At 66.3% G+C, this 20324-nt stretch carries 19 protein-coding genes; 10 read left to right on the forward strand and 9 right to left on the reverse strand.

Annotated elements, in window-relative coordinates:
* Window positions 1–2 precede the first annotated feature (2 nt).
* From L2Y94_RS13855 to pilH, 8 genes are all read left to right on the forward strand, one after another.
* Entirely contained in the window at window positions 3–1214 is a 1212-nt protein-coding gene (locus L2Y94_RS13855; RefSeq protein WP_425602467.1) for a JmjC domain-containing protein, read from the forward strand.
* Window positions 1211–1705 carry a DUF7931 domain-containing protein gene (locus L2Y94_RS13860; RefSeq protein WP_247367492.1) on the forward strand — a complete coding sequence of 165 codons (495 nt, stop codon included), beginning with the start codon at window positions 1211–1213 and terminating at the stop codon, window positions 1703–1705. Before L2Y94_RS13855 ends, L2Y94_RS13860 begins: the two co-directional genes overlap by 4 nt.
* 134 nt (window positions 1706–1839) lie before the next feature.
* Complete coding sequence (locus tag L2Y94_RS13865; RefSeq protein ID WP_247367494.1) at window positions 1840–4689, forward strand: 2-oxoglutarate dehydrogenase E1 component; 2850 nt, start codon at window positions 1840–1842, stop codon at window positions 4687–4689.
* 7 nt (window positions 4690–4696) lie between these two features.
* Window positions 4697–5905 carry a 2-oxoglutarate dehydrogenase complex dihydrolipoyllysine-residue succinyltransferase gene (gene odhB, locus L2Y94_RS13870; protein ID WP_247367497.1) on the forward strand — a complete coding sequence of 403 codons (1209 nt, stop codon included), beginning with the start codon at window positions 4697–4699 and terminating at the stop codon, window positions 5903–5905.
* Between the two features lie 113 nt (window positions 5906–6018).
* Window positions 6019–7446 carry a dihydrolipoyl dehydrogenase gene (lpdA, locus tag L2Y94_RS13875; RefSeq protein WP_247367506.1) on the forward strand — a complete coding sequence of 476 codons (1428 nt, stop codon included), beginning with the start codon at window positions 6019–6021 and terminating at the stop codon, window positions 7444–7446.
* Between the two features lie 229 nt (window positions 7447–7675).
* Window positions 7676–8266: an LOG family protein gene (locus L2Y94_RS13880; RefSeq protein WP_247375256.1), complete on the forward strand. Its 591-nt coding sequence runs from the start codon at window positions 7676–7678 to the stop codon at window positions 8264–8266.
* Window positions 8267–8276: 10 nt separating this feature from the next.
* On the forward strand, window positions 8277–9266 hold the full coding sequence (locus L2Y94_RS13885; protein ID WP_247367513.1) for an acrylyl-CoA reductase family protein: 990 nt from the start codon (window positions 8277–8279) through the stop codon (window positions 9264–9266).
* 128 nt (window positions 9267–9394) lie between these two features.
* Complete coding sequence (gene pilH / locus L2Y94_RS13890; protein ID WP_247367515.1) at window positions 9395–9760, forward strand: twitching motility response regulator PilH; 366 nt, start codon at window positions 9395–9397, stop codon at window positions 9758–9760.
* A gap of 214 nt (window positions 9761–9974) precedes the next feature.
* On the opposite strand, the gene L2Y94_RS13895 is transcribed toward pilH, so the two are convergent.
* Window positions 9975–10880 (reverse strand): DnaJ C-terminal domain-containing protein, encoded by a 906-nt coding sequence (locus tag L2Y94_RS13895; protein WP_247367526.1) that lies wholly within the window; start codon window positions 10878–10880, stop codon window positions 9975–9977.
* Window positions 10881–10977: 97 nt separating this feature from the next.
* Window positions 10978–11430 (reverse strand): Hsp20/alpha crystallin family protein, encoded by a 453-nt coding sequence (locus L2Y94_RS13900; RefSeq protein WP_247367527.1) that lies wholly within the window; start codon window positions 11428–11430, stop codon window positions 10978–10980.
* 160 nt (window positions 11431–11590) lie between these two features.
* Here L2Y94_RS13900 and L2Y94_RS13905 point away from each other — a divergent pair, with 160 nt between their 5' ends.
* A complete protein-coding gene (locus L2Y94_RS13905; protein WP_247367530.1) occupies window positions 11591–12073 on the forward strand; it encodes a peroxiredoxin in 483 nt (160 codons plus the stop codon).
* A 94-nt stretch (window positions 12074–12167) separates the two neighbouring features.
* On the opposite strand, the gene gyrA is transcribed toward L2Y94_RS13905, so the two are convergent.
* From gyrA to L2Y94_RS13940, 7 genes are all read right to left on the reverse strand, one after another.
* Entirely contained in the window at window positions 12168–14798 is a 2631-nt protein-coding gene (gene gyrA, locus L2Y94_RS13910; RefSeq protein WP_247367533.1) for a DNA gyrase subunit A, read from the reverse strand.
* A gap of 140 nt (window positions 14799–14938) precedes the next feature.
* Window positions 14939–15352 (reverse strand): GtrA family protein, encoded by a 414-nt coding sequence (locus L2Y94_RS13915; protein WP_247367536.1) that lies wholly within the window; start codon window positions 15350–15352, stop codon window positions 14939–14941.
* Window positions 15349–16362 carry an S-methyl-5-thioribose-1-phosphate isomerase gene (gene mtnA, locus L2Y94_RS13920; protein WP_247367539.1) on the reverse strand — a complete coding sequence of 338 codons (1014 nt, stop codon included), beginning with the start codon at window positions 16360–16362 and terminating at the stop codon, window positions 15349–15351. The genes L2Y94_RS13915 and mtnA overlap by 4 nt, the downstream gene beginning before the upstream one ends.
* A gap of 45 nt (window positions 16363–16407) precedes the next feature.
* Window positions 16408–16899, reverse strand: coding sequence for a DUF2165 family protein (locus tag L2Y94_RS13925; RefSeq protein WP_425602404.1), 492 nt, complete (start codon window positions 16897–16899; stop codon window positions 16408–16410).
* Between the two features lie 2 nt (window positions 16900–16901).
* The gene (locus L2Y94_RS13930; RefSeq protein ID WP_247367547.1) at window positions 16902–17969 is read right to left on the reverse strand and encodes a class III poly(R)-hydroxyalkanoic acid synthase subunit PhaC; all 1068 of its coding nucleotides are present in this window, start codon (window positions 17967–17969) and stop codon (window positions 16902–16904) included.
* A complete protein-coding gene (locus L2Y94_RS13935) occupies window positions 17966–18832 on the reverse strand; it encodes a poly(R)-hydroxyalkanoic acid synthase subunit PhaE (protein ID WP_247367550.1) in 867 nt (288 codons plus the stop codon). Before L2Y94_RS13935 ends, L2Y94_RS13930 begins: the two co-directional genes overlap by 4 nt.
* 56 nt (window positions 18833–18888) lie before the next feature.
* On the reverse strand, window positions 18889–19455 hold the full coding sequence (locus tag L2Y94_RS13940) for a TetR/AcrR family transcriptional regulator (protein ID WP_247367551.1): 567 nt from the start codon (window positions 19453–19455) through the stop codon (window positions 18889–18891).
* Between the two features lie 76 nt (window positions 19456–19531).
* Between L2Y94_RS13940 and L2Y94_RS13945 the strand changes: the two genes are divergently transcribed.
* On the forward strand, window positions 19532–20281 hold the full coding sequence (locus tag L2Y94_RS13945; RefSeq protein WP_247367553.1) for an SDR family NAD(P)-dependent oxidoreductase: 750 nt from the start codon (window positions 19532–19534) through the stop codon (window positions 20279–20281).
* The last annotated feature ends 43 nt before the right edge of the window (window positions 20282–20324 follow it).

Below are 20324 nucleotides of genomic sequence, written 5' to 3' on the forward strand. Positions count from 1 at the left end.
CAATGCCGCCCATGGCCATCCAGACCCCCACCCGCAAGCCCCTCCCCATCGAAGTGCGCGGCAGCGCCAGCCAGCCGCTCGGCATGAGCGCCACGCAGTTCCTTCGCGACTACTGGCAGAAACGCCCGCTGCTCATCCGCAACGCCTTCCCCGGTTTCGAGCCCCCGATCCAGCCCGACGACCTCGCCGGCCTGGCCTGCGAGGAAGGCGTGCTGTCGCGCCTCATCGTCCACGACGAAAAGCGCGACCGCTGGACGGTGAAGACCGGCCCGTTCGACGAGGCCCAGTTCGGCAAGACGCCGAAGCGCGACTGGACCCTGCTCGTGCAGGACGTCGACAAGTGGGATACCGACGTCGCGGCGCTGCTGGATACGTTCGCTTTCCTGCCGACCTGGCGCGTCGACGACATCATGATCTCCTACGCCGAGGAAGGCGGCGGCGTGGGTGCGCACGTCGACCAGTACGACGTGTTCCTGCTGCAGGGCCTCGGCCAGCGCCACTGGGCCATCAGCGACGCCCCCGACGCACCGCTCGACTTCCGCGACGACGTGGAACTGAAGCAGCTGAAGACTTTCGAGCCCACGCACGAATGGCTGCTCGAACCGGGCGACATGCTCTACCTGCCGCCCGGCGTGCCGCACGACGGCGTGGCCATCGGCAACTGCATGACGTTCTCGGTGGGCATGCGCGCGCCCTCGCAGGCCGAACTCACCGGCGACCTCGCCGACTTCCTCGCCGAACGCATGCCCGACGAGCTGCGCTACACCGACCCCGACTTGACGCCCGCCAAACGCGCCGGCGAGATCGACGCGGCCGCGCTGAACCGGGTGCGCCAGGCCCTGCCCTTCGCCGCCGCGCTCGACCGCGAACTGCTCGCCGACTGGTTCGGCCGTTTCATCACCCGCTACCGCAACGCCCAGGAGCCGGTGGCGTCGCCCAAGCCGGTCACCGCCGCCGCGCTGGAAAAAGCGCTCGACGGCGGCGCCGGCATCGTTCGCCACCCCTACGCCCGGATCGCCTGGGTGCGCGGCCGCAAGGATGCCACCCTCTACGTAAGCGGCCACGCCTACGAATGCCCGGTCGACCTTGCCGAACGCCTCGCGGGCGAGCGCGACATCGCCTTCGACCGGCCGCCGACCGCCGCCGAGAAGGCGGTGCTGCTGGCCCTGGTCAACGACGGCATGGTGGCCGTGCGCAAGGGGCGCCGCCGGTGAGCGATACGGCGGACATGCGCCTGGAAGCCGGCGACCGCGCCGGCCTCGAGGCCGCCCATGTCCGCCTGCTCGCCCAGGCCCGCCACCGCGCCTGCCTCTATGTGCCGCTGCTCGAACCCGGCTTGCTCGACAGCGAGGCGGCGCTGGCCGAACTGCGCCGCCTGGCCACCGGCGGACGCCATGCCCGCGTGCGCATCCTCACCCACGACGCCAACCGCGCCCATCGCGACGGCCACCGCTTGCTCGCCCTCGTCCAGCGCCTGCCGACCGCCATGAGCATCCGGGTACCCACCGACGAGACCCACCTCGGCTATGGATCGGCCTTCGTCACCGACGAGGCCGGTGCGTTTCTGTTCAGGCCCGTGGCCGGTCGCTTCGACGCCGAGGGCGCCCTCGACCAGCCCGGCCAGACCTCTCGATTGACGGCCTATTTCGACGAAGTCTGGGAGCGGGCCGAGCCGGCCTGGGAGATAAGACCACTGGGCATCTGACGCAAGCCGGCCATGCGCGAATGGGTTGGCGCGGCAACGCAGCACGGGGCTATAATTAACGGATTCTTAGTGCCGCGTGGGGCATCCCCATGCCTTACGCGACACCCCGCCCTTGTCCGTCTGCCGGTGGTGACGTGAGCGCAAACCTGATCCGCGAGTTTTCCGAATCCTCCCAACTCGCCGGCGGAAACGCCGATTACGTAGAGCAAGTCTACGAAGCCTGGCTGGCCGATTCCGGCGCCGTCCCGGCCGAATGGGATGCCTATTTCAAGTCGTTCAAGGGCCGCGAGGCGGGTGACACCCCGCACTCCAGCGCCATCGCCCGCATCGAGGCCGCGCAGAAACAGCGCCGCGGCGCCGGTACGGCGACGGTCGCACCGGCCGACGACGCCTACGCGCGCAAGCAGGCCGGCGTGCTTCGTCTGCTCACCGCCTACCGCTCGCGCGGCCACCTCGCCGCGCAGCTCGATCCCCTCGGCCTCACCGCCCCGGACATCGACGCGCCGGACCTCGGCCTGGCCTTCCACGGCCTCTCCGACGCCGACCTCGACACCGAGTTCGACGCCGGCACGTTCGCCGGCGGCGGCCAGCGCCTGAAGCTGCGCGACCTGCTCGCGAAGCTCAAGAAGATCTACGCCGGCACCGTCGGCGCCGAATTCATGTACATCTCCGACTACGACCAGCGGGCGTGGATCTACAGCCGGCTGGAAAAGGCCGAAGGCAAGCCGAACCTGCAGAAAGCCGAGAGGGTCCGCGTCCTCGAGGCGCTCACCGCCGCCGAAGGCCTCGAGCGCTACCTGCACACCAAGTACGTCGGCCAGAAGCGCTTCTCGCTCGAAGGCGGCGACAGCCTCATCCCGATGGTCGACGACGTGGTCCGCGCCGCCGGCGACAACGGCGTGAAGGAAGTGGTCATCGGCATGGCCCACCGCGGCCGCCTCAACGTGCTGGTCAACATCCTCGGCAAGGCGCCCTCGCAGCTCTTCAACGAGTTCGAAGGCAAGTTCGAACACGACGACAGCCCGATCCACACCGGCGACGTGAAGTACCACATGGGCTTCTCCGCCGACGTCAAGACGCCGAACGGCGGCGTGCACGTGGCGCTGGCCTTCAACCCGTCCCACCTCGAAATCGTCAACCCGGTGGTGGCCGGCTCGGTGCACGCGCGCCAGATGCGCCGCCGCGACACCGCGCGCGAGAAGTCGCTGGCCGTGCTCATCCACGGCGACGCCGCGTTCGCCGGCCAGGGCGTCAACATGGAGCTCCTGCAGATGTCGCAGGCCCGTGGCTTCGCCATCGGCGGCACGCTGCACCTGGTGGTCAACAACCAGGTGGGCTTCACCACCTCCAAGCGCGAGGACGCCCGCTCGACGTTGTACTGCACCGACCTGGCCAAGATGGTCAATGCGCCGGTGTTCCATGTGAACGGCGACGATCCGGAAGCCGTGATCCAGGTCACCCGCCTGGCATACGAATTCCGCAAGCAGTTCAAGAAAGACGTGGTCATCGACCTGGTCTGCTACCGCCGCCACGGCCATAACGAGGCCGACGAGCCGGCGGCCACGCAGCCGCTGATGTACCAGGTGATCCGCAAGCGCCCGACCACGCGCGACCTTTACGCGCAGTCGCTCGTGAAGGACACCGTCATCGGCGCCGACGACGGCCAGAAGATGCTCGACGACTACCGCGGCCGCCTCGAGAAGGGCGAGCCGCTGATCTCGATCGATCCGAATCCGCAGCGCGACATCGCCGTCGACTGGACCCGTTTCCAGGGCAACAAGCTGTCGATGGACGTGAACACGGGCGTGTCGCGTGAAACGCTCGGCAAGGTGCTCGACACCATCCTCGACATTCCCTCCGACGTCACCCTGCATCCGCGCGTCGCCAAGATCTACGAAGACCGCCGCAAGATGGCCGCCGGCGAGCTGCCGGGCGACTGGGGCTTCGCCGAGAATCTCGCCTACGGCACGCTCATCGCCGAGGGCAGCGACCTGCGCGTGGTGGGCCAGGACGCCGGCCGCGGCACGTTCTTCCACCGCCACGCGGTGCTGCACGACCAGAAGAGCGACGACACCTACATGCCGTTGCGCAAGGTGCGTGACGGCGCCCGCGTGGAGGTGATCGACTCGCTGCTCTCCGAAGAGGCCGTGATGGCCTTCGAATACGGCGAAGCCACCACCTCGCCCGACCAGCTCACGATCTGGGAAGGCCAGTTCGGCGACTTCGCCAACGGCGCCCAGGTGGTGATCGACCAGTTCATCAGTTCCGGCGAAGCCAAGTGGGACCGCCTCTGCGGCCTGGCACTGTTCCTGCCGCACGGCTACGAAGGCCAGGGACCGGAGCACTCCTCCGCGCGCCTGGAGCGCTTCCTGCAGCTGTGCGCCATGGACAACATGCAGGTCTGCGTGCCCACCACGCCGGCCCAGGCGTTCCACATGATCCGCCGCCAGCAGGTGCGCCCCGTGCGCAAGCCGCTGATCGTGATGACGCCCAAGTCGTTGCTGCGCCACAAGCTGGCCGTCTCCACGCTCGACGAACTGGCCAACGGCAAGTTCCAGCTGGTGATCGGCGAGCACCGTGACGTCGCGGCCAAGAAGGTCAAGCGCGTGGTGCTCTGCTCGGGCAAGGTCTACTACGACCTCCTCGAAGACGCCGAGAAGCGCGGACTCAACGACGTGGCCATCGTCCGCGTCGAGCAGCTCTATCCGTTCCCGCGCACCGATGTCTCGGCCGAGCTGGAAAAATACCCCGCCGCCAAGGAAGTGGTGTGGTGCCAGGAAGAGCCGATGAACCAGGGCGCGTGGTTCCAGATCCGTCATCACCTGCAGGCCTGCGTCAACGCGAAGCAAAGCCTCTCGTACGCGGGCCGTTCGCGCTCGCCGTCGCCGGCCGCGGGCCATCTCAACACCCATATCGCCGAACAGACGGCGCTCGTCGAACAGGCGCTCGTCGCGCCGGTCGGCACCGATCACGCAGCGGAGTAAGACAAGCATGTCCATCGAAGTCAAAGTCCCGGTCCTGCCCGAGTCGGTCTCCGACGCGCTCATCGCCACCTGGCACAAGAAGGCCGGTGACGCCGTCAAGCGCGACGAAAACCTGCTCGACCTGGAAACCGACAAGGTCGTTCTCGAAGTACCGGCCCCGGTCGACGGCGTGCTGAAGGAAATCAAGTTCGAGGAAGGCGCCACCGTCACCAGCCAGCAGGTGATCGCGGTCATCGAGGAAGGCGCCGCCGCCGCGGCTCCGGTCCCGGCTCCCGCCCCGGCCGCCGCCGAAGCGCCCAAGGCCGAAAAGGCCGAGGCCAAGGAAGCCCCGAAGGGCGTCGACGAACTCTCCCCCGCCGGCCGCCGCGTCGCCGTGGAAGAAAACATCGACCCGTCCACCGTCGCCGGCACCGGCCGCGACGGCCGCGTGACCAAGGAAGACCTGGTCAACGCCGGCAAGGGTGGCACCGCGCCGACGGCTCCCGCCGCCCCGGCCGCCAAGCCCACGCCGGGTTCGCGTCCGGAAGAGCGCGTGCCGATGACCCGCATCCGCGCCCGCATCGCCGAGCGCCTGATGCAGTCGAAGAACTCGATCGCGATGCTCACCTCGTTCAACGAAGTGAACCTCGCCGAGGTGGTGAAGCTGCGCAAGAGCCTGGGCGAGCAGTTCGAAAAGGCCAACGGCGTCAAGCTGGGCTTCATGAGCTTCTTCGTGAAGGCCGCCACCGAAGCGCTCAAGCGCTACCCGGTGATCAACGCCTCCGTCGACGGCAACGACATCATCTATCACGGCTACCAGGACATCTCGATCGCCGTGTCCACCGACAAGGGCCTGGTCACGCCGGTGCTGCGCGACGTGCAGGACATGTCCTTCGCCGACGTGGAAAAGGGCATCGTCGGCTACGCCAAGAAGGCCCGCGACGGCAAGCTCGGCCTGGACGACCTCCAGGGCGGCACCTTCACGATCACCAACGGCGGCACCTTCGGTTCGCTGCTGTCCACCCCGATCGTCAACCCGCCGCAGAGCGCCATCCTCGGCATGCACACCATCAAGGAGCGCCCGGTCGTCGAGAACGGCCAGGTGATCGCCGCCCCGATGATGTACCTGGCCCTGTCGTACGACCACCGCATCATCGACGGCCGCGACGCCGTGCTGTTCCTGGTCGACATCAAGAACCAGCTGGAAAACCCGCAGCGCATGCTGCTCGGCCTGTGATGGCCGGTTGAGAAGGCAAGCGTGAAGGCGGGAGTCGAAAGACTCCCGTTTTCATGTCACCGCCCCCATATCCAGCGGTAGCGAATACCGCCGTTTCATCCGGAGCTAAGCAAATGAGCGAGAAGTTCGACGTCATCGTCATCGGTGCCGGCCCCGCGGGCTATGTGGCCGCGATCCGCGCCGCCCAGCTGGGCCTGAAGACCGCCGTGGTCGACGCCTTCGTCGGCAAGGACGGCAAGGCCGCGCTGGGCGGCACCTGCCTCAACGTGGGTTGCATCCCCTCCAAGGCGTTGCTGGATTCGTCCAAGCAGTTCCACAACCTCACGCACAATTTCAAGGATCACGGCATCACCGCCGAGAATCCGAAGATCGACATCGCGACCTTCATCGGCCGCAAGGACAAGATCGTCAAGCAGTTCACCGGCGGCGTCGCGATGCTGTTCAAGGCGAACAAGATCACCTCGTACTTCGGCAAGGGCAAGCTGCTCAAGGGCAACGAGGTCGAGGTCACCGGCAACGACGGCGGCAAGCAGACGATCTCGGCCACCAACGTCATCCTCGCCTCGGGCTCGGTGCCCATCGAGCTGCCGTTCGCCAAGTTCGACGGCAAGCACATCATCGACAACACCGGCGCCCTCGACATCGACGCCGTGCCCAAGCGCCTGGGCGTGATCGGCGCCGGCGTGATCGGCCTCGAGCTCGGCAGCGTGTGGAAGCGTCTCGGCGCCGACGTGACGGTGCTCGAAGCCCTGCCGAAATTCCTCGCCGTGGCCGACCAGGACATCGCCAAGATGGCCGCCCGCGAGTTCGCCAAGCAGGGGCTGGACATCAAGGTCAACGCCAAGGTCACCAAGGCGGAGATCAAGGGCGACGAAGTGCACGTCAGCTACACCGACAAGGACGGCGCCGAGCAGAGCCTCGTGGTCGACAAGCTGCTGGTGGCCGTGGGCCGCCGCGCCTATACCGACGGCCTGCTGGCCGACGACACCGGCGTGAAGCTCGATGAGCGCGGCCGCATCGTGGTCGACGCGCACAACCACACCGGCGTCGACGGCGTCTGGGCGATCGGCGACGCCGTGCGCGGCCCGATGCTCGCGCACAAGGGATCGGAAGAAGGCGTGATGGTGGCCGAACTCATCGCCGGCAAGCCGGGGCACGTCAACCTCGACACCGTGCCGTGGGTCATCTACACCGAGCCGGAAATCGCCTGGGTCGGCAAGACCGAGGAGCAGCTCAAGGAAGAAGGCATCCCGTACCGCACGGGCGCCTTCCCGTTCGCCGTCAACGGTCGCGCCGTGGCGATGAACGAAGGCATCGGCCAGGTCAAGATGATCGCCCACGCCGAAACCGACCGCATCCTCGGCGTGCACATGGTCGGCCCGGTGGTTTCCGAGCTGATCCACGAATGCGTGGTGGCGATGGAGTTCAAGGGCTCGTCCGAAGACCTCGCCCGCATCGTCCACGCCCATCCGGCGCTGAGCGAAGTGGTGCACGAGGCGGCCCTTGCCGTCGACAAGCGCGCCATCCACAAGGGCAACTGATCGCCCCTGTTGGCAAAAGCCCGTCCATGCGCAAGCATGGGCGGGCTTTGTCGTTTTGGGCAGGTGTATTTACCCGAGCGCATTCGCGATCCGGAATCGCGGACAGGGTCCGCTCCCACCCTTCGGTAGGAAGGTCGCTACCCGAGGGTGGGAGCGGACCCTGTCCGCGACGCTCTTTACCGGCAGTGCGATCAGGTAAACACATCGGAGGTTTCGTCATATGCGTGAGATCAAGTCCCTTTGCGTCTACTGCGGTTCCAGCAGCGGTTCGCGCCCCGAATACGTCGAAGCGGCGAAGGCCTTCGGCACGCGCCTCGCCCACGAAGGCATCGCGCTCGTCTACGGCGGTGGCAAGGTGGGGCTCATGGGTACCGTGGCCGACGCCGTGCTCGCCGAAGGAGGCCGTGTCATCGGCGTCATTCCGCGCCAACTGGTCGAGAAGGAAGTCGCGCACCAGGGCCTGAGCGAACTGCACGTGGTGGAGACGATGCACCAGCGCAAGACACGCATGTACGAACTCTCCGATGCCTTCGTCGCCCTGCCCGGCGGCTTCGGCACCATGGACGAGATGTTCGAGATGCTCACCTGGGCGCAGCTCGGCCTGCATACCTACCCATGCGCGTTTCTCGACGTGCTCGGGTTCTACTCGGGCCTCGCCGCCAGCATGGACCACATGGTGAACGAGGGCTTCGTCAAGCGGATCCAGCGCGACCAGGTCTGGTTCGGCGGCAGCATCGACGCGCTGTTCGACTGGATGAAGCACTACGAATCCACCTTCGTACCGAAGTGGATCACGGCAAGCACCGTCGACAGTCACTAAGGAGAATCCGATGCACGCGTTCCGCGCCTTCCGTATCCGCCAGGACGATGCCGGCTATCGTGGCCGCATCGAGACCGTCGCCCTCGACGACCTCACGCCAGGCCACGTGGTCGTTCGCGCCGAATGGTCGTCGGTGAACTACAAAGATGCCCTCGCCGGCACCGGCAAGGGCAAGATCCTTCGAACGTTCCCCCTGAACGGTGGCATCGACGTGGCCGGCACGGTGGTCCAGTCCACCGACCCGGCCTATCGCGAGGGCGACAAGGTGCTCGCCACCGGCAGCGGCCTTTCCGAGACGATCGACGGCGGCTACTCCGAATACGTGCGCCTGCCCTCGGTGACGGTGATTCCCCTGCCCGCCTCGCTGACCACCCGCGAGGCGATGATCATCGGCACCGCCGGCTACACGGCCGCCCTGGCCCTGCTGCAGATGACCTTCAACCGGCAGTCGCCCTCGATGGGGCCGATCGCCATCACCGGCGCCACGGGCGGCGTGGGCATGCTGGGCATCGACATCTTCAGCGGCGCAGGCTACGAGGTGCACGCGATCAGCGGCAAGGCCGATCACTTCGACGTCCTGCGCGCCCTCGGCGCCAGCGAGTGCGTCGACCGCCACACCCTCGCCTTCAGCGGCCGCCCCATGGATTCGGCGCGCTACGGCGGCTTGCTGGACAACGTGGGTGGCGACACGCTGGCCGGGTTCCTGCCCCTCATCGCGCCCTACGGCAACGCCGCCATCTGCGGCCTGGCCAGCAGTCCCGAGCTGCACACCACGGTGATGCCCTTCATCATCCGCGGCGTGAGCGTGCTGGGCGTGGCCTCGGCCGGAAGCCCACGCGATATTCGCGAGGAAGTGTGGCGCCGTCTGTCCGGCGACTGGCGCCCCCGCCACCTCGACACCATCTGCACGCGCGAGGTGTCATTGGACGATGTCGCGGGCGTTTTCGAAGGCATGCTCGCGGGTGGGTCGTTCGGTCGCACGGTGGTGCGCATCGGATAGTTGCCGTTGCGACAATATCGCCGGCCGGTAGAATGGCTCCGCCGGAAGCGCATCGCGCGACGTTTTTTCGTCGCTTGGGCGCCGTATCCAAGAAAAGACACATCGGGCACCGTCCCGGGGGAAAGTGAATGGCTCGTATCCTGATCGTCGACGATTCGCCGTCGCAGCTGCTTGGCATCAAGCGCATCGTTGAAAAGCTGGGCCATGAGGCCATCACGGCCGAGGACGGCGCAGCGGGCGTCGAGGCCGCCAAACGCGAGCTGCCCGACCTGATCCTGATGGACGTGGTCATGCCCAACCTCAACGGTTTCCAGGCCACGCGCACCATCGCCAAGGAAGACACCACCAAGCACATCCCGATCATCCTGGTGACCACGAAGGACCAGGACACGGACAAGGTGTGGGGCCTGCGCCAGGGTGCGAAGGCTTACGTGGTGAAGCCGATCAAGGAAGAGGAGCTGGTAACGGCACTGAAGGAGCACTTGCCGGGCTGACGCTGGCCCGGTTCGCCGATACGATCGGCCCCCACCGCTCCGGTAGCACGCGTCGAGCAAACCGCCAGGCCCTCGATAACCGGTTCGAGCCACCGGCCTTCCGCACCGGCAACAACGGTTCGATCACCTTCCCGTCCTTCGGCAGCAGGATTCCGGCGACCTGCCTACCGAAGGGGTGGGAGCCGATCGTATCGGCGAACCGCGCGAAGCGCGGTCAACGCCGCGGATCGAACCCCGCGAACGCTTCCTTGAACTCGGCGTATGCCGCCTGCTCTTCATGCGTTTCCGGCACGGGAACGCGGATTTCCAGCACCACGATCTGGTCGCCCGGCTCCGAACCGGGCAGACCACGCCCTTTCAGCCGCAGCTTGCGCCCGGACTGCGATCCCGAAGGAATGCGCAGGTCCACGTGCCCACCGAGCGTCGGCACGGGCACCGTCGCGCCCAGCGCGGCTTCCCAAGGCGAAATCGGCAGCACGTGGGTCACCGTGCGCCCGTCGAGACGGAAACGGGCATCCTCGCGGACGCCGATCTCCAGCAGCAGATCGCCCGCCGGGCCGCCGCCCGCGCCGGGATGCCCCTGCCCTGAAAGGCGGATCGTCTGACCCGACACGATACCGGCGGGAATCTTCACCTCCAGCACGCGCTCTCCACCCGACGAGTCGTTGAGCACCACGCGAGTCTTGCCGCCGGTGTAGACGGTCTCGAGGTCGGTCTCGATCTTCGCCTGGATGTCGCGCCCGCGACGGGCCTGGGGCTGGCCACGACCCGCACGGGCGCCGCCGCCGAACAGGCTCTCGAAGAAGTCGCTGAAGTCGCCGCGGCCTCCCATGTCGCCGAAATCGAAACCGCCTCCCTGCTGTCCCCAGCCCGGCGGCGGGCGGAACTGCTCGCCCTGGCGATAGCCACCCGCGCGGAACTGGTCGTAGGCCCGGCGTTTCTCCGGATCCTTCAGCGCCTCGTTGGCCTCGTTGACGGCCTTGAATTTCTCTTCCGCTCCCGGCTCCTTGTTCTTGTCCGGGTGGTATTTACGGGCAAGCTTGCGATACGCCGCCTTGATCTCGGCGTCGCTGGCATCGGGCTTGACCCCGAGAATCTCGTAATAATCCTTGAACTCCACAGGCTCTCCCGGGCTTGTGTCGAATACCGAATAACCCATGCACGTGGCCCGCGGTGGACCGAACCACCGCGGGCCAGACTGCCAAGCTTAGACCTAATCAGCCCGCGACGTTGACCGTGATGCGCCGAGGTGCGCTTTCGGCCTTCTTCGGGATGGCGATCTCGAGCACGCCGTTGCGGCCGGAGGCGGTCACGCCCTCGGCATCGGCGCTCTCCGGCAGGGTGAAGCTACGGCGAAAACCGCCCGTGACGCGCTCGACGCGAGCGTACTTGCCCTCGGCCTCGCTGCTGTAGGCCTTGCGCTCGCCCTTGATGCTGAGCACGTTCTTGTCCATCTGGATCTCGATGTCGGCGAGGTCCACGCCCGGCAGATCGGCCAGGATGAGGAAACGCCCCTCTTCCTCGCGAATGTCCACGCGCGGCGACCAGGCGCTCTCGGTGGCGCTGCTGGCGGGGGCGATGTCGCTGCCGAAGATATGTTCGAAGGCGGCACGAAGATCGCCGCCCAGCAACGGCGCACGACGGAACGTGATGTGACGAAGCTCGTTCATCTGTTTGACTCCACTGAAGTTTTTCGGCCCGCTGGCCGTCTGGGAACCAACATATGAGCGCGCCGCGGCGATTCAAGAGGCCGACCGCGACGGTCGGTGGCGCTTCAGCTTCACGGCGCTCGCGTACACTCGGGACTTTCCTCCCACCAAGGCCCGCATCATGACCATCGCAGTCGGCGATCGCATTCCGGAAGCCACCGTCGCCGTCTTCAAGGACGGCATCCAGACCCACACATCCACCGAGTTGCTCGGCGAGGGCAAGGTCGTGGTGTTCGCCGTGCCGGGCGCGTTCACGCCCACCTGCTCGAACCGGCACCTGCCGGGATACATCCAGCACATCGACGACTTCGCCCAGCGTGGCGTGAAGGTGTTTTGCCTGTCCGTGAACGACGCTTTCGTCATGGACGCCTGGGGCAAGGAGCGCGGCATTCCCGACAGCCTGGTCATGCTCGCGGACGGCAATGCGGCCTTCACCAAGGCGTTGGGGCTCGAACTGGACGGCACGAAGAACGGCATGGGCATTCGCGCGAAGCGTTTCGCCATGTACCTCGAGGATGGCGTGGTGAAGGTGCTGAATGTCGAGGCGCCAGGCGAGTTCAAGGTGTCGTCGGCCGAAGCGATGCTGGAAGCCATCGACGGCTGATCTTCGAGTCTTCGCAGGCATCGCGGACCCTGTCCGCGATGCCTGCGAAGCGAGATGCTCAAAAAAGAACCCGCCTTTCGGCGGGTTCTTCTCATCAGGCCTCCGGCGAATCGCCTTCGCCATTCACCGGCCCCGACTCGACCGGCGGCATGTCCGCCGCGGCCTCGCCGCTGGGCGTTTCGCCCTCGACGTCCGGCTCGTCTTCCGCTTCGATGCGAACGACACCGATGAGGGTCTCATCCTTCGGCAGCTTGATCAGCGTGACGCCTTGCGTATTGCGGCCCACCTGCGCCACCTCGGACACGCGCGTGCGCACCAGGGTGCCTTGGTCGGAGATCAGCATCACCTGCTGGGCCTCGGTGACCTGCGTGGCGGCGACGAGATTGCCGTTGCGCTCCGAGCACTGGATGGCGATCACGCCCTGCGTGCCGCGTCCCTTCTTCGGGAACTCGTCGAGCACCGTGCGCTTGCCGTAGCCGCGTTCGGTGGCGGTGAGGATGTCGCCGTCGCCATGGGCGACGATCAGCGAGACCACCACCGCGTCATCCGCGAGCAGCATGCCGCGCACGCCGGTGGCGGTGCGGCCCATCGAACGCACCTTGTTTTCGTCGAAGCGCACCGACTTGCCGTTGGATGCGAACAGCAGCACGTCGCTCTCGCCATTGGTCATCGCCACGTCCACCAGCGCATCGCCCTCGTCGAGGCTGATGGCCGCCTTGCCCTTCTGCAGCTGGAAGGCGAATTCGGTGAGCGGGGTCTTCTTCACGGTGCCCTTGCGGGTGGCGAAGAACACATAGCAGCTCGGGTCGTAGTCACGCACCGGCAGCAACGCCTGCACCTTCTCGCCCTCGGCCAGCGGCAACAGGTTGACGATGGGCTTGCCGCGCGCGCCCGGGCCGGCTTCGGGCATCTGATAGACCTTGAGCCAGTAGACGCGACCGGTGCTGGTGAAGGTGAGCAGCGTGTCGTGGGTGTTCACCACCCACAGCTGCTGCACGACGTCCTCGTCCTTCAGTGCCGACGCCGACCGGCCCTTGCCGCCACGGCGCTGCGCACGATAGAGGCTGGCCGGCTGACGCTTGACGTACCCGGTGTGCGACAGCGTGACCACAACGTCTTCCGGAGCGATCAGATCGAGGACGTTGAGGTCTTCCTGCGAGTGCTGGATCTCGGTACGGCGCGCGTCGCCGTAGTCGGTGCGGATCTGTTCGAGTTCTTCGCGGATGACCTCGAGCAGGCGCACCGGATTTTCGAGAATCTCGATGAGGCCGCGGATGGTCTCGAGGATCTCGCGATATTCGTCGGAAAGCTTTTCCTGCTCCAGGCCGGTGAGGCGATGCAGGCGCATCTGCAGGATCTCGGTGGCCTGGGCTTCGGAGAGCTGGTAGCCGTCGTAACGCAGGCCGTCGCGCGGATCCATGTCTTCCGGACGGGAGGCGGCGGCACCGGCGGCGCCCAGCATCGCGCGCACCATGCCCGGCTCCCAGCGACGGGCGACCATCCGCTCGCGGGCTTCCTGCGAGGATGCCGACGTACGGATGAGCTCGATCATCTCGTCGATGTTGGCGAGCGCGACCGTGAGACCTTCGAGGATGTGCGCACGCTGGCGGGCCTTGCGCAGCTCGAAGATGGTACGGCGGGTGACCACCTCGCGGCGATGGCGGATGAACGCCTCGATGATGTCCTTGAGGTTGAGCAGCTTGGGCTGGCCGTCGAGCAGCGCCACCATGTTGATGCCGAAGGTGACCTGCAGTTGCGTCTGCTGGAACAGGTTGTTCAGCACCACGTCGGCCATGGCATCGCGACGGATCTCGATGACCACGCGCATGCCGTCCTTGTCGGACTCGTCGCGCAGTTCGCTGATACCTTCGAGCTTCTTCTCCTTGACCAGCTCGGCGATCTTCTCGATGAGACGCGCCTTGTTCACCTGGTAGGGCAGCTCGTGGACGATGATCGTCTCGCGCCCGTTGGCCTCGGTCTCGATCTCGGTGCGTGCGCGCACGAGGATGCGCCCGCGACCGGTGCGGTACGCCTCGACAATGCCCGACGAGCCGTTGATGATGCCGGCGGTGGGGAAGTCAGGGCCGGGGATGTGGGTCATCAGCTCGTCGACGCCCAGCGAGGGCTCCTCGATGAGTGCCAGCGTGGCGTTGATGACCTCGGTCATGTTGTGCGGCGGGATGTTCGTCGCCATGCCGACCGCGATGCCGGCCGAACCGTTGACGAGCAGGTTCGGCACGCGCGTGGGAAGCACCAGCGGCTCGCTCTCGCTCTCGTCGTAGTTGGGGCCGAAGTCGACGGTTTCCTTGTCGATGTCGGCGAGCAACTCGTGCGTGAGGCGCGCCATGCGCACCTCGGTGTATCGCATGGCCGCGGCGTTGTCGCCGTCGACCGAGCCGAAGTTGCCCTGGCCGTCGACCAGCATGTAACGCAGCGAGAACGGCTGGGCCATGCGCACGATGGTGTCGTAGACCGACGCGTCGCCGTGCGGATGGTATTTACCGATCACGTCACCGACGACGCGAGCCGATTTCTTGTAGGGCTTGTTCCAGGCATTGCCCAGCTCGTTCATCGCGAACAACACGCGCCTGTGCACCGGCTTGAGTCCGTCGCGCACATCGGGCAGGGCACGCCCGACGATGACGCTCATCGCGTAGTCGAGATAGCTCTGGCGCATCTCGTCTTCGATGTTGACGCGAATGACTTCTTTGGCGAGTTCTGCCATCAATCGACTTCCTGGATATCCGTGAAAATGCCCCCGCCGACCGCCGAATGTCGCGGCATGGCGACGCGGTCGACCCAACCCGACGATGATATCACAAAGGACGTCGAAAAGACAGTTAAAAATCCTTTGTATTCAAAGACTTAAATGGTCGTTTTGACGGTCCGGAAAAGCACCGCGCGCGCCAACAGGAAGTTGGCGGCCGCGCCCGACACCGAGCCTGCGGCGACGGCCACCGCGGGCCAGGCGTGGAGGGCCGGAAAAAGGTGCAGCGCCAGCACGTAGGCGCCATTATTGAAGGCCGCGCCCACCAGCATGAGCCCGATCCAGTGCAGCCATTCGCTGCGGCTGTCGCGCCCCGATTCGCGGTCGGCGAAGGTATGGTGGCGGCTCCACCACCAGGTGAAGGTCGCCGCGACGAGAAACGATACGGCGCGCGCGCCGTAGGCGTTCCATCCGGCCAGCCGCACGAGCCCCTGGGCGATGCCGCCGTCGATCACGAAACCGATCAGTCCGCCCAGGGCGAACAAGGCGAATTCGCGACGCAGGCGCGTCACGGGAACATGATCCGCATCTGTTCTTCGTCGGGCTTCAGGATCACGCCGCGTTCGGTCACGATGGCATCGATCAGGTCGGCGGGCGTGACGTCGAAGACCGGGTTCCAGGCATCCGCGCCTTCGATCACCGTACGCGTGCCGCTGACGGAGAACAGTTCGGTCGCGTCACGCAGTTCGATCTCGATGTCCTCGCCGCTGGCGGTGGCCATGTCGACCGTCGTGGACGGCGCGACCACCATGAACTTCACCCCGTGATGCCGTGCGGCGATGGCGAGCTGGTAGGTACCGATCTTGTTCGCGGTATCGCCGTTGGCCGCGATGCGGTCGGCGCCCACGATCACCCACTTGACCTTGCCGTCTTTCATAAGATGCGAGGCGGCGGAGTCGGCGATCAGCCTGGCAGGGATGCCGTCACGGACCAATTCCCACATCGTCAGACGCGCACCCTGCTGCCAGGGTCGCGTTTCACCCGCGTAGACGGCGTCGATACGGCCCGCCTCGACGCCCGCGCGAATCACCCCGAGGGCCGTACCGTAGCCCGCCGTGGCGAGCGACCCGGTATTGCAGTGGGTGATGACCTGGGATCCGGCTTCGATCAGGGCCGCGCCGAGTTCGCCCATGTGGCGGTTGGCGGCGAGGTCTTCGTCCTGGATGGCCTGGGCCTCGCGCTCCAGCGCGGCCGCATCGGCACCCGCGTCGATCCGCGCTTTCATGCGATCGAGCGCCCACATGAGGTTCACCGCCGTGGGACGGGCGGCGCGCAGCGTGGCGAGCGCACGCGGGAGGTCTTCTCCCGTCTTCGCCGCCAGCACCACGCCCCAGGCCGCGGCGATGCCGATGGCCGGCGCGCCCCGCACCGCGAGGTCGCGGATGGCACGGGTGACGTCGTCGGAATTCACGCAATCGAACCAGCGCTCCTCCGTCGGCAGGCGGCGCTGGTCGAGCAGGCGCAGGCGGTCACCGTGCCATTGGACGGCACGGATGGAATCGTGTGAGGTCGAGGCGTTCATGCGTGGATTATCGCATGCCGGCCGCCGCTGTCGCGGCGGTTCGCGTCAGGCTCCGGGTTCGCCGTCGATCTGATTCACGAACACCAGAACGCCAAGCAACGCCATGTAAAACCTGAACGCGCCTTCCTGCCCGTTCCATGCCTTCGACTGCCACATGGCGAACCACTCGCCGCCCACCACCATGAAGCCGAAGAACCAGACCATGAAGCCCGTCGCGCATCCGGCGACGGCGAAACGCTTGGCCGCCTGGAACGCTGCCGAGGAACGGCGTCTCGCCATCCACAGTTCATAAGCCCCCAGCGCCAACAGCACGGCGGTCATGCCCTCCCCCGCGATGATCGCGACATACGCCGCATGCCACGCACCCGGCGCGGTGATCGCACGACCCATCAGCGCGTTACCGGGAAAGGTCGTATCCATCGACAAAACGTGCCGCACGAATTCGAAGTTCGAACCGTAGTCGATGAGGTTGTCGAACATGACCGTCAGCGCGAAGGCCGCCAGCGAAAGCACCATGGCTATCTTCGACCAGCGCACGATCATCGCTCGTCGAGCCACTCATGGATGGCCGGCGGCACCAGTTTCTGCGCACGCCCGGACACGTAGATGCCGATGTGTCCGCCCTGGAACGCGAGCGCGGTGTAATCCTTGCTGCCGATCATGTCGCCGAGCGGCGTGGACGCGGCCGGCGGTACGAGGTGATCCTGCTCGGCGTAGATGTTGAGCACGGGCTGGACGATCTTTTTCAGGTCGACCCTGCGCTCGCCGATCGTGGCCTCGCCTTTCATCAGCAGGTTCTTCTGGAAAAAATCGCGGGCGAACTGGCGGAAGGTTTCGCCGGCCTGGTCGGGTGAGTCGAAGATCCACTTCTCCATCCGAAGGAAGTTTTCCACTTCCTTCGGGTTGTCGAGGATGTCGACCAGGCCCACGTATTTCTGCTGGTTGAGACGCAGCGGCTTCAAGGTGAGGTAAGCGAAATTCATCAGGTCGGCGGGCACGTTGCCCACCGTGTCGACGAACAGGTCGATATCGACGTTGCGCGCCCAGTGCGACAGCATGTTGTCGGGCGTATGGAAGTCCACCGGCGTCACCATGGTGACGAGGTTGCGCACTTTCTCCGGATGCAGCGCCGCATAACACAGCGAGAACACGCCGCCCTGGCAGATGCCCAGCAGGTTCACCGCGTCGAGGCCATGGCGGCGGCGCACCACGTCGATGCAACGATCGAGGTAGCCGTCGATGTAATCCTCGAGCGTAAGCCAGCGGTCGGCGCCGTCGGGATACCCCCAATCGATCAGGTAGACGTCTTCGCCTTGCTCGAGCAGGTTGCGCACCATCGAACGGTCTTCCTGGAGGTCGACCATCCACGGCGTATTGACCAGTGCGTAGCAGATCAGCAGCGGCGTTTTCGCCGTGGGCTTGCCCTTGCCCTTGAAGTGCCAGAGCGTGAGCTTGTCTTCGGTGTAGACGGCCTCGCGCGGGGTCGAACCCAGTTCGATCGGCCCGACGTGCTTGAGCGTTTCGACACCGGCCTCCAGCTTGCGACGAAAGGCTTCGACTTCTTCGCGGGCCCGCTCGGGATCGATGTGGAAAGGGTTATCGCTCACCGGGCCGACCTCTTGCCCGACGCCTTTTTCGCCGCCGCCTTCTTCGCCGCCTTGGGCTTGTCGCGCAGAGCGGCCAGTTCCGCCTTGAGCGATTCGACGTCGGCGGCCAGTTCCTGCATCTGCCTCAATTCGCGACGAACGGCCTGCAGGCGTTCGCCGAGGCTGTCCACCTCCTTGCGAGTCGGCATGCCGGCCTGGACCGAAAACCGTTCGATCTGGCGTTGCTGGAGCACCTTCACGCGCATCTGCGCGTTGACCAGCGCCGCGTAGACCTCGCGAAACTCCTTCGACAGCGCCGCTTCCGCGTAGCTCTCTTCGGCGAGGTTCACCCAACGGTCGTAGAGCGAACGCATGGACTCGGCGTCGGTCGGCGCAGCCCGATCGCGCATCGCGGCGGAAGCTCGGTCGTGAACGCCTTGCAGCAACGACTGGTATCGGCCGAACTGCTCGGCATAGTCGATCCATGCCTTCAGCAGGGCCTGCTGCTCCTCCTGCTGCTCGCGGGTCAACCCGAAGGCGGGCATCGACAAGGCCTCGCGGGTCACCCTTGCCCAATCGTCGAAACGCTCGCTACCGGGCTGGGCGCCGGGCGGCGGACCGAAGGCGAACGGTGCCGCGCCGGGTCCTGGCTGCCCGAAGGGCGGCACCGAAGCGTCGAACGGCGATGCGGGAGACACGCCTTCCATCACCGAACGCATCCAGTCGCCGTAACCGCCCAGGCCGGCGAAGAGCCGGGCGGCGATGTCGGCCTGCGGCACGGCGTCCGGCTCGGGCTTGGGATCGAATTGCCGGGCCCAGGCCTGCACGCTGTCACGAACGAAGGCCTGGTACTGGTCGATGAAATCGTTGGGTTTGTCAGCCATGCCGATATGGTACGGCACGCGACGCACGGGGAGCCGACGGAGCGTCGATACGCGGGTCAGCGGGCGACGATGCCGTCGAGAAAGAGGTCGACCCGATGGGCGGTCCGCGACGTACCGGCGCCATCCTGCTCGACGGCCAACGAGATCGCCGTGATCACGCAGACGAGGTCGTCGACGGAAACGTCACGGCGGACCGCGCCCGCTTCCTGCCCGCGCAGAAGCAACCGCTCCGCCTCCTCGCGACTGGCGTGACACCCCGGCGTGCCGCTCTTGAGCACGGCGCCCAGCGACGCCGCCAGACCGCGATAGTGCGTGGTGTGGTCCACCAGTTCGGTGGTGAAGGCGCGGATCGAGGCCGCCGGGGAGAGGGTGTCGTCGCGCGCGCGGCTCGCACTGGAAAGCGAGAGGAGCCGCTCGTCGCTCATGGCGGCCAGGAGGGATTCACGCGTCGGAAAACGGCGATACAGGGTACCGATGCCTACTTTCGCGCGCTTGGCGATTTCGTCGAACGACGCAGCCGCGCCTTTTTCCGTCAGTAATGCTTCGGCGGCCTCGAGAATGCGCTCACGGTTGCGCGCCGCGTCGGCGCGCAGCGGCGCCTCGCCGTCCGGTGCGTTGACCATGCTTACCTCGCTTGAAAAGTGGATGATGCCTCCATATAGTAAATGGAGCAATCCTCCACTTTTTAAAGGGCATAGCATGAGCAAGCGGTTCGAAGGCAAGATCGTGGCGATCACCGGGGGCAGCGAAGGCATCGGCCTGGCAACGGCCCGGCGCTTCGCCGAAGAAGGCGCCACCGTCTACATCACCGGGCGCCGCCAGGACGCGCTGGACGAGGCGATCCGATCCATCGGACACGGCGCCTCCGCCATCCAGGGCGACGCGTCCAACCTCGATGACCTCGACCGGCTCTATGCGCGTATCGAGGCTGACCATGGCCGTCTCGACGTGGTGTTCGCCAACGCCGGCCTGGCCGATCCGACGCCGAAGCCGCTCGGCGAGGTCACCCCGGAAAACTTCGATCGCGCCTTTGGCCTTAACGTGCGCGGCCTGTTCTTCACCGCGCAGAAGGCCCTGCCCCTGCTCTCGTCGGGCGGCTCGATCATCCTCAACGGCTCGGTCGCCGGCAGCAAGGGCTTCCCCGGCCAGTCGCTCTACAATGCAACGAAGGCCGCGGTACGCTCGTTCGCGCGCAGCTGGACGGCCGATCTGGCCCCGCGCGGGATCCGGGTCAACGTGGTCGCGCCTGGCGGCACCGACACCCAGCTGATGCGGACGTATCTCGATACGCGCCCCGGCTTCACGGAAGTGCTCGACCAGATGATTCCGCTCGGTCGCCTGGGCAAGCCGGACGAGATCGCCAACGTGGTCCTGTTCCTGGCGTCGGCCGAGAGCAGCTACGTGGCAGGCGTCGAACTGTTCGTGGACGGCGGCTCCATCGCCGTCTGATCCACCGGTAACCGAGCATAAAAAAACCCGGCATCTCGCGATG

This window comes from Luteibacter aegosomatis, from assembly GCF_023078455.1.
GTDB lineage: Bacteria > Pseudomonadota > Gammaproteobacteria > Xanthomonadales > Rhodanobacteraceae > Luteibacter > Luteibacter aegosomatis.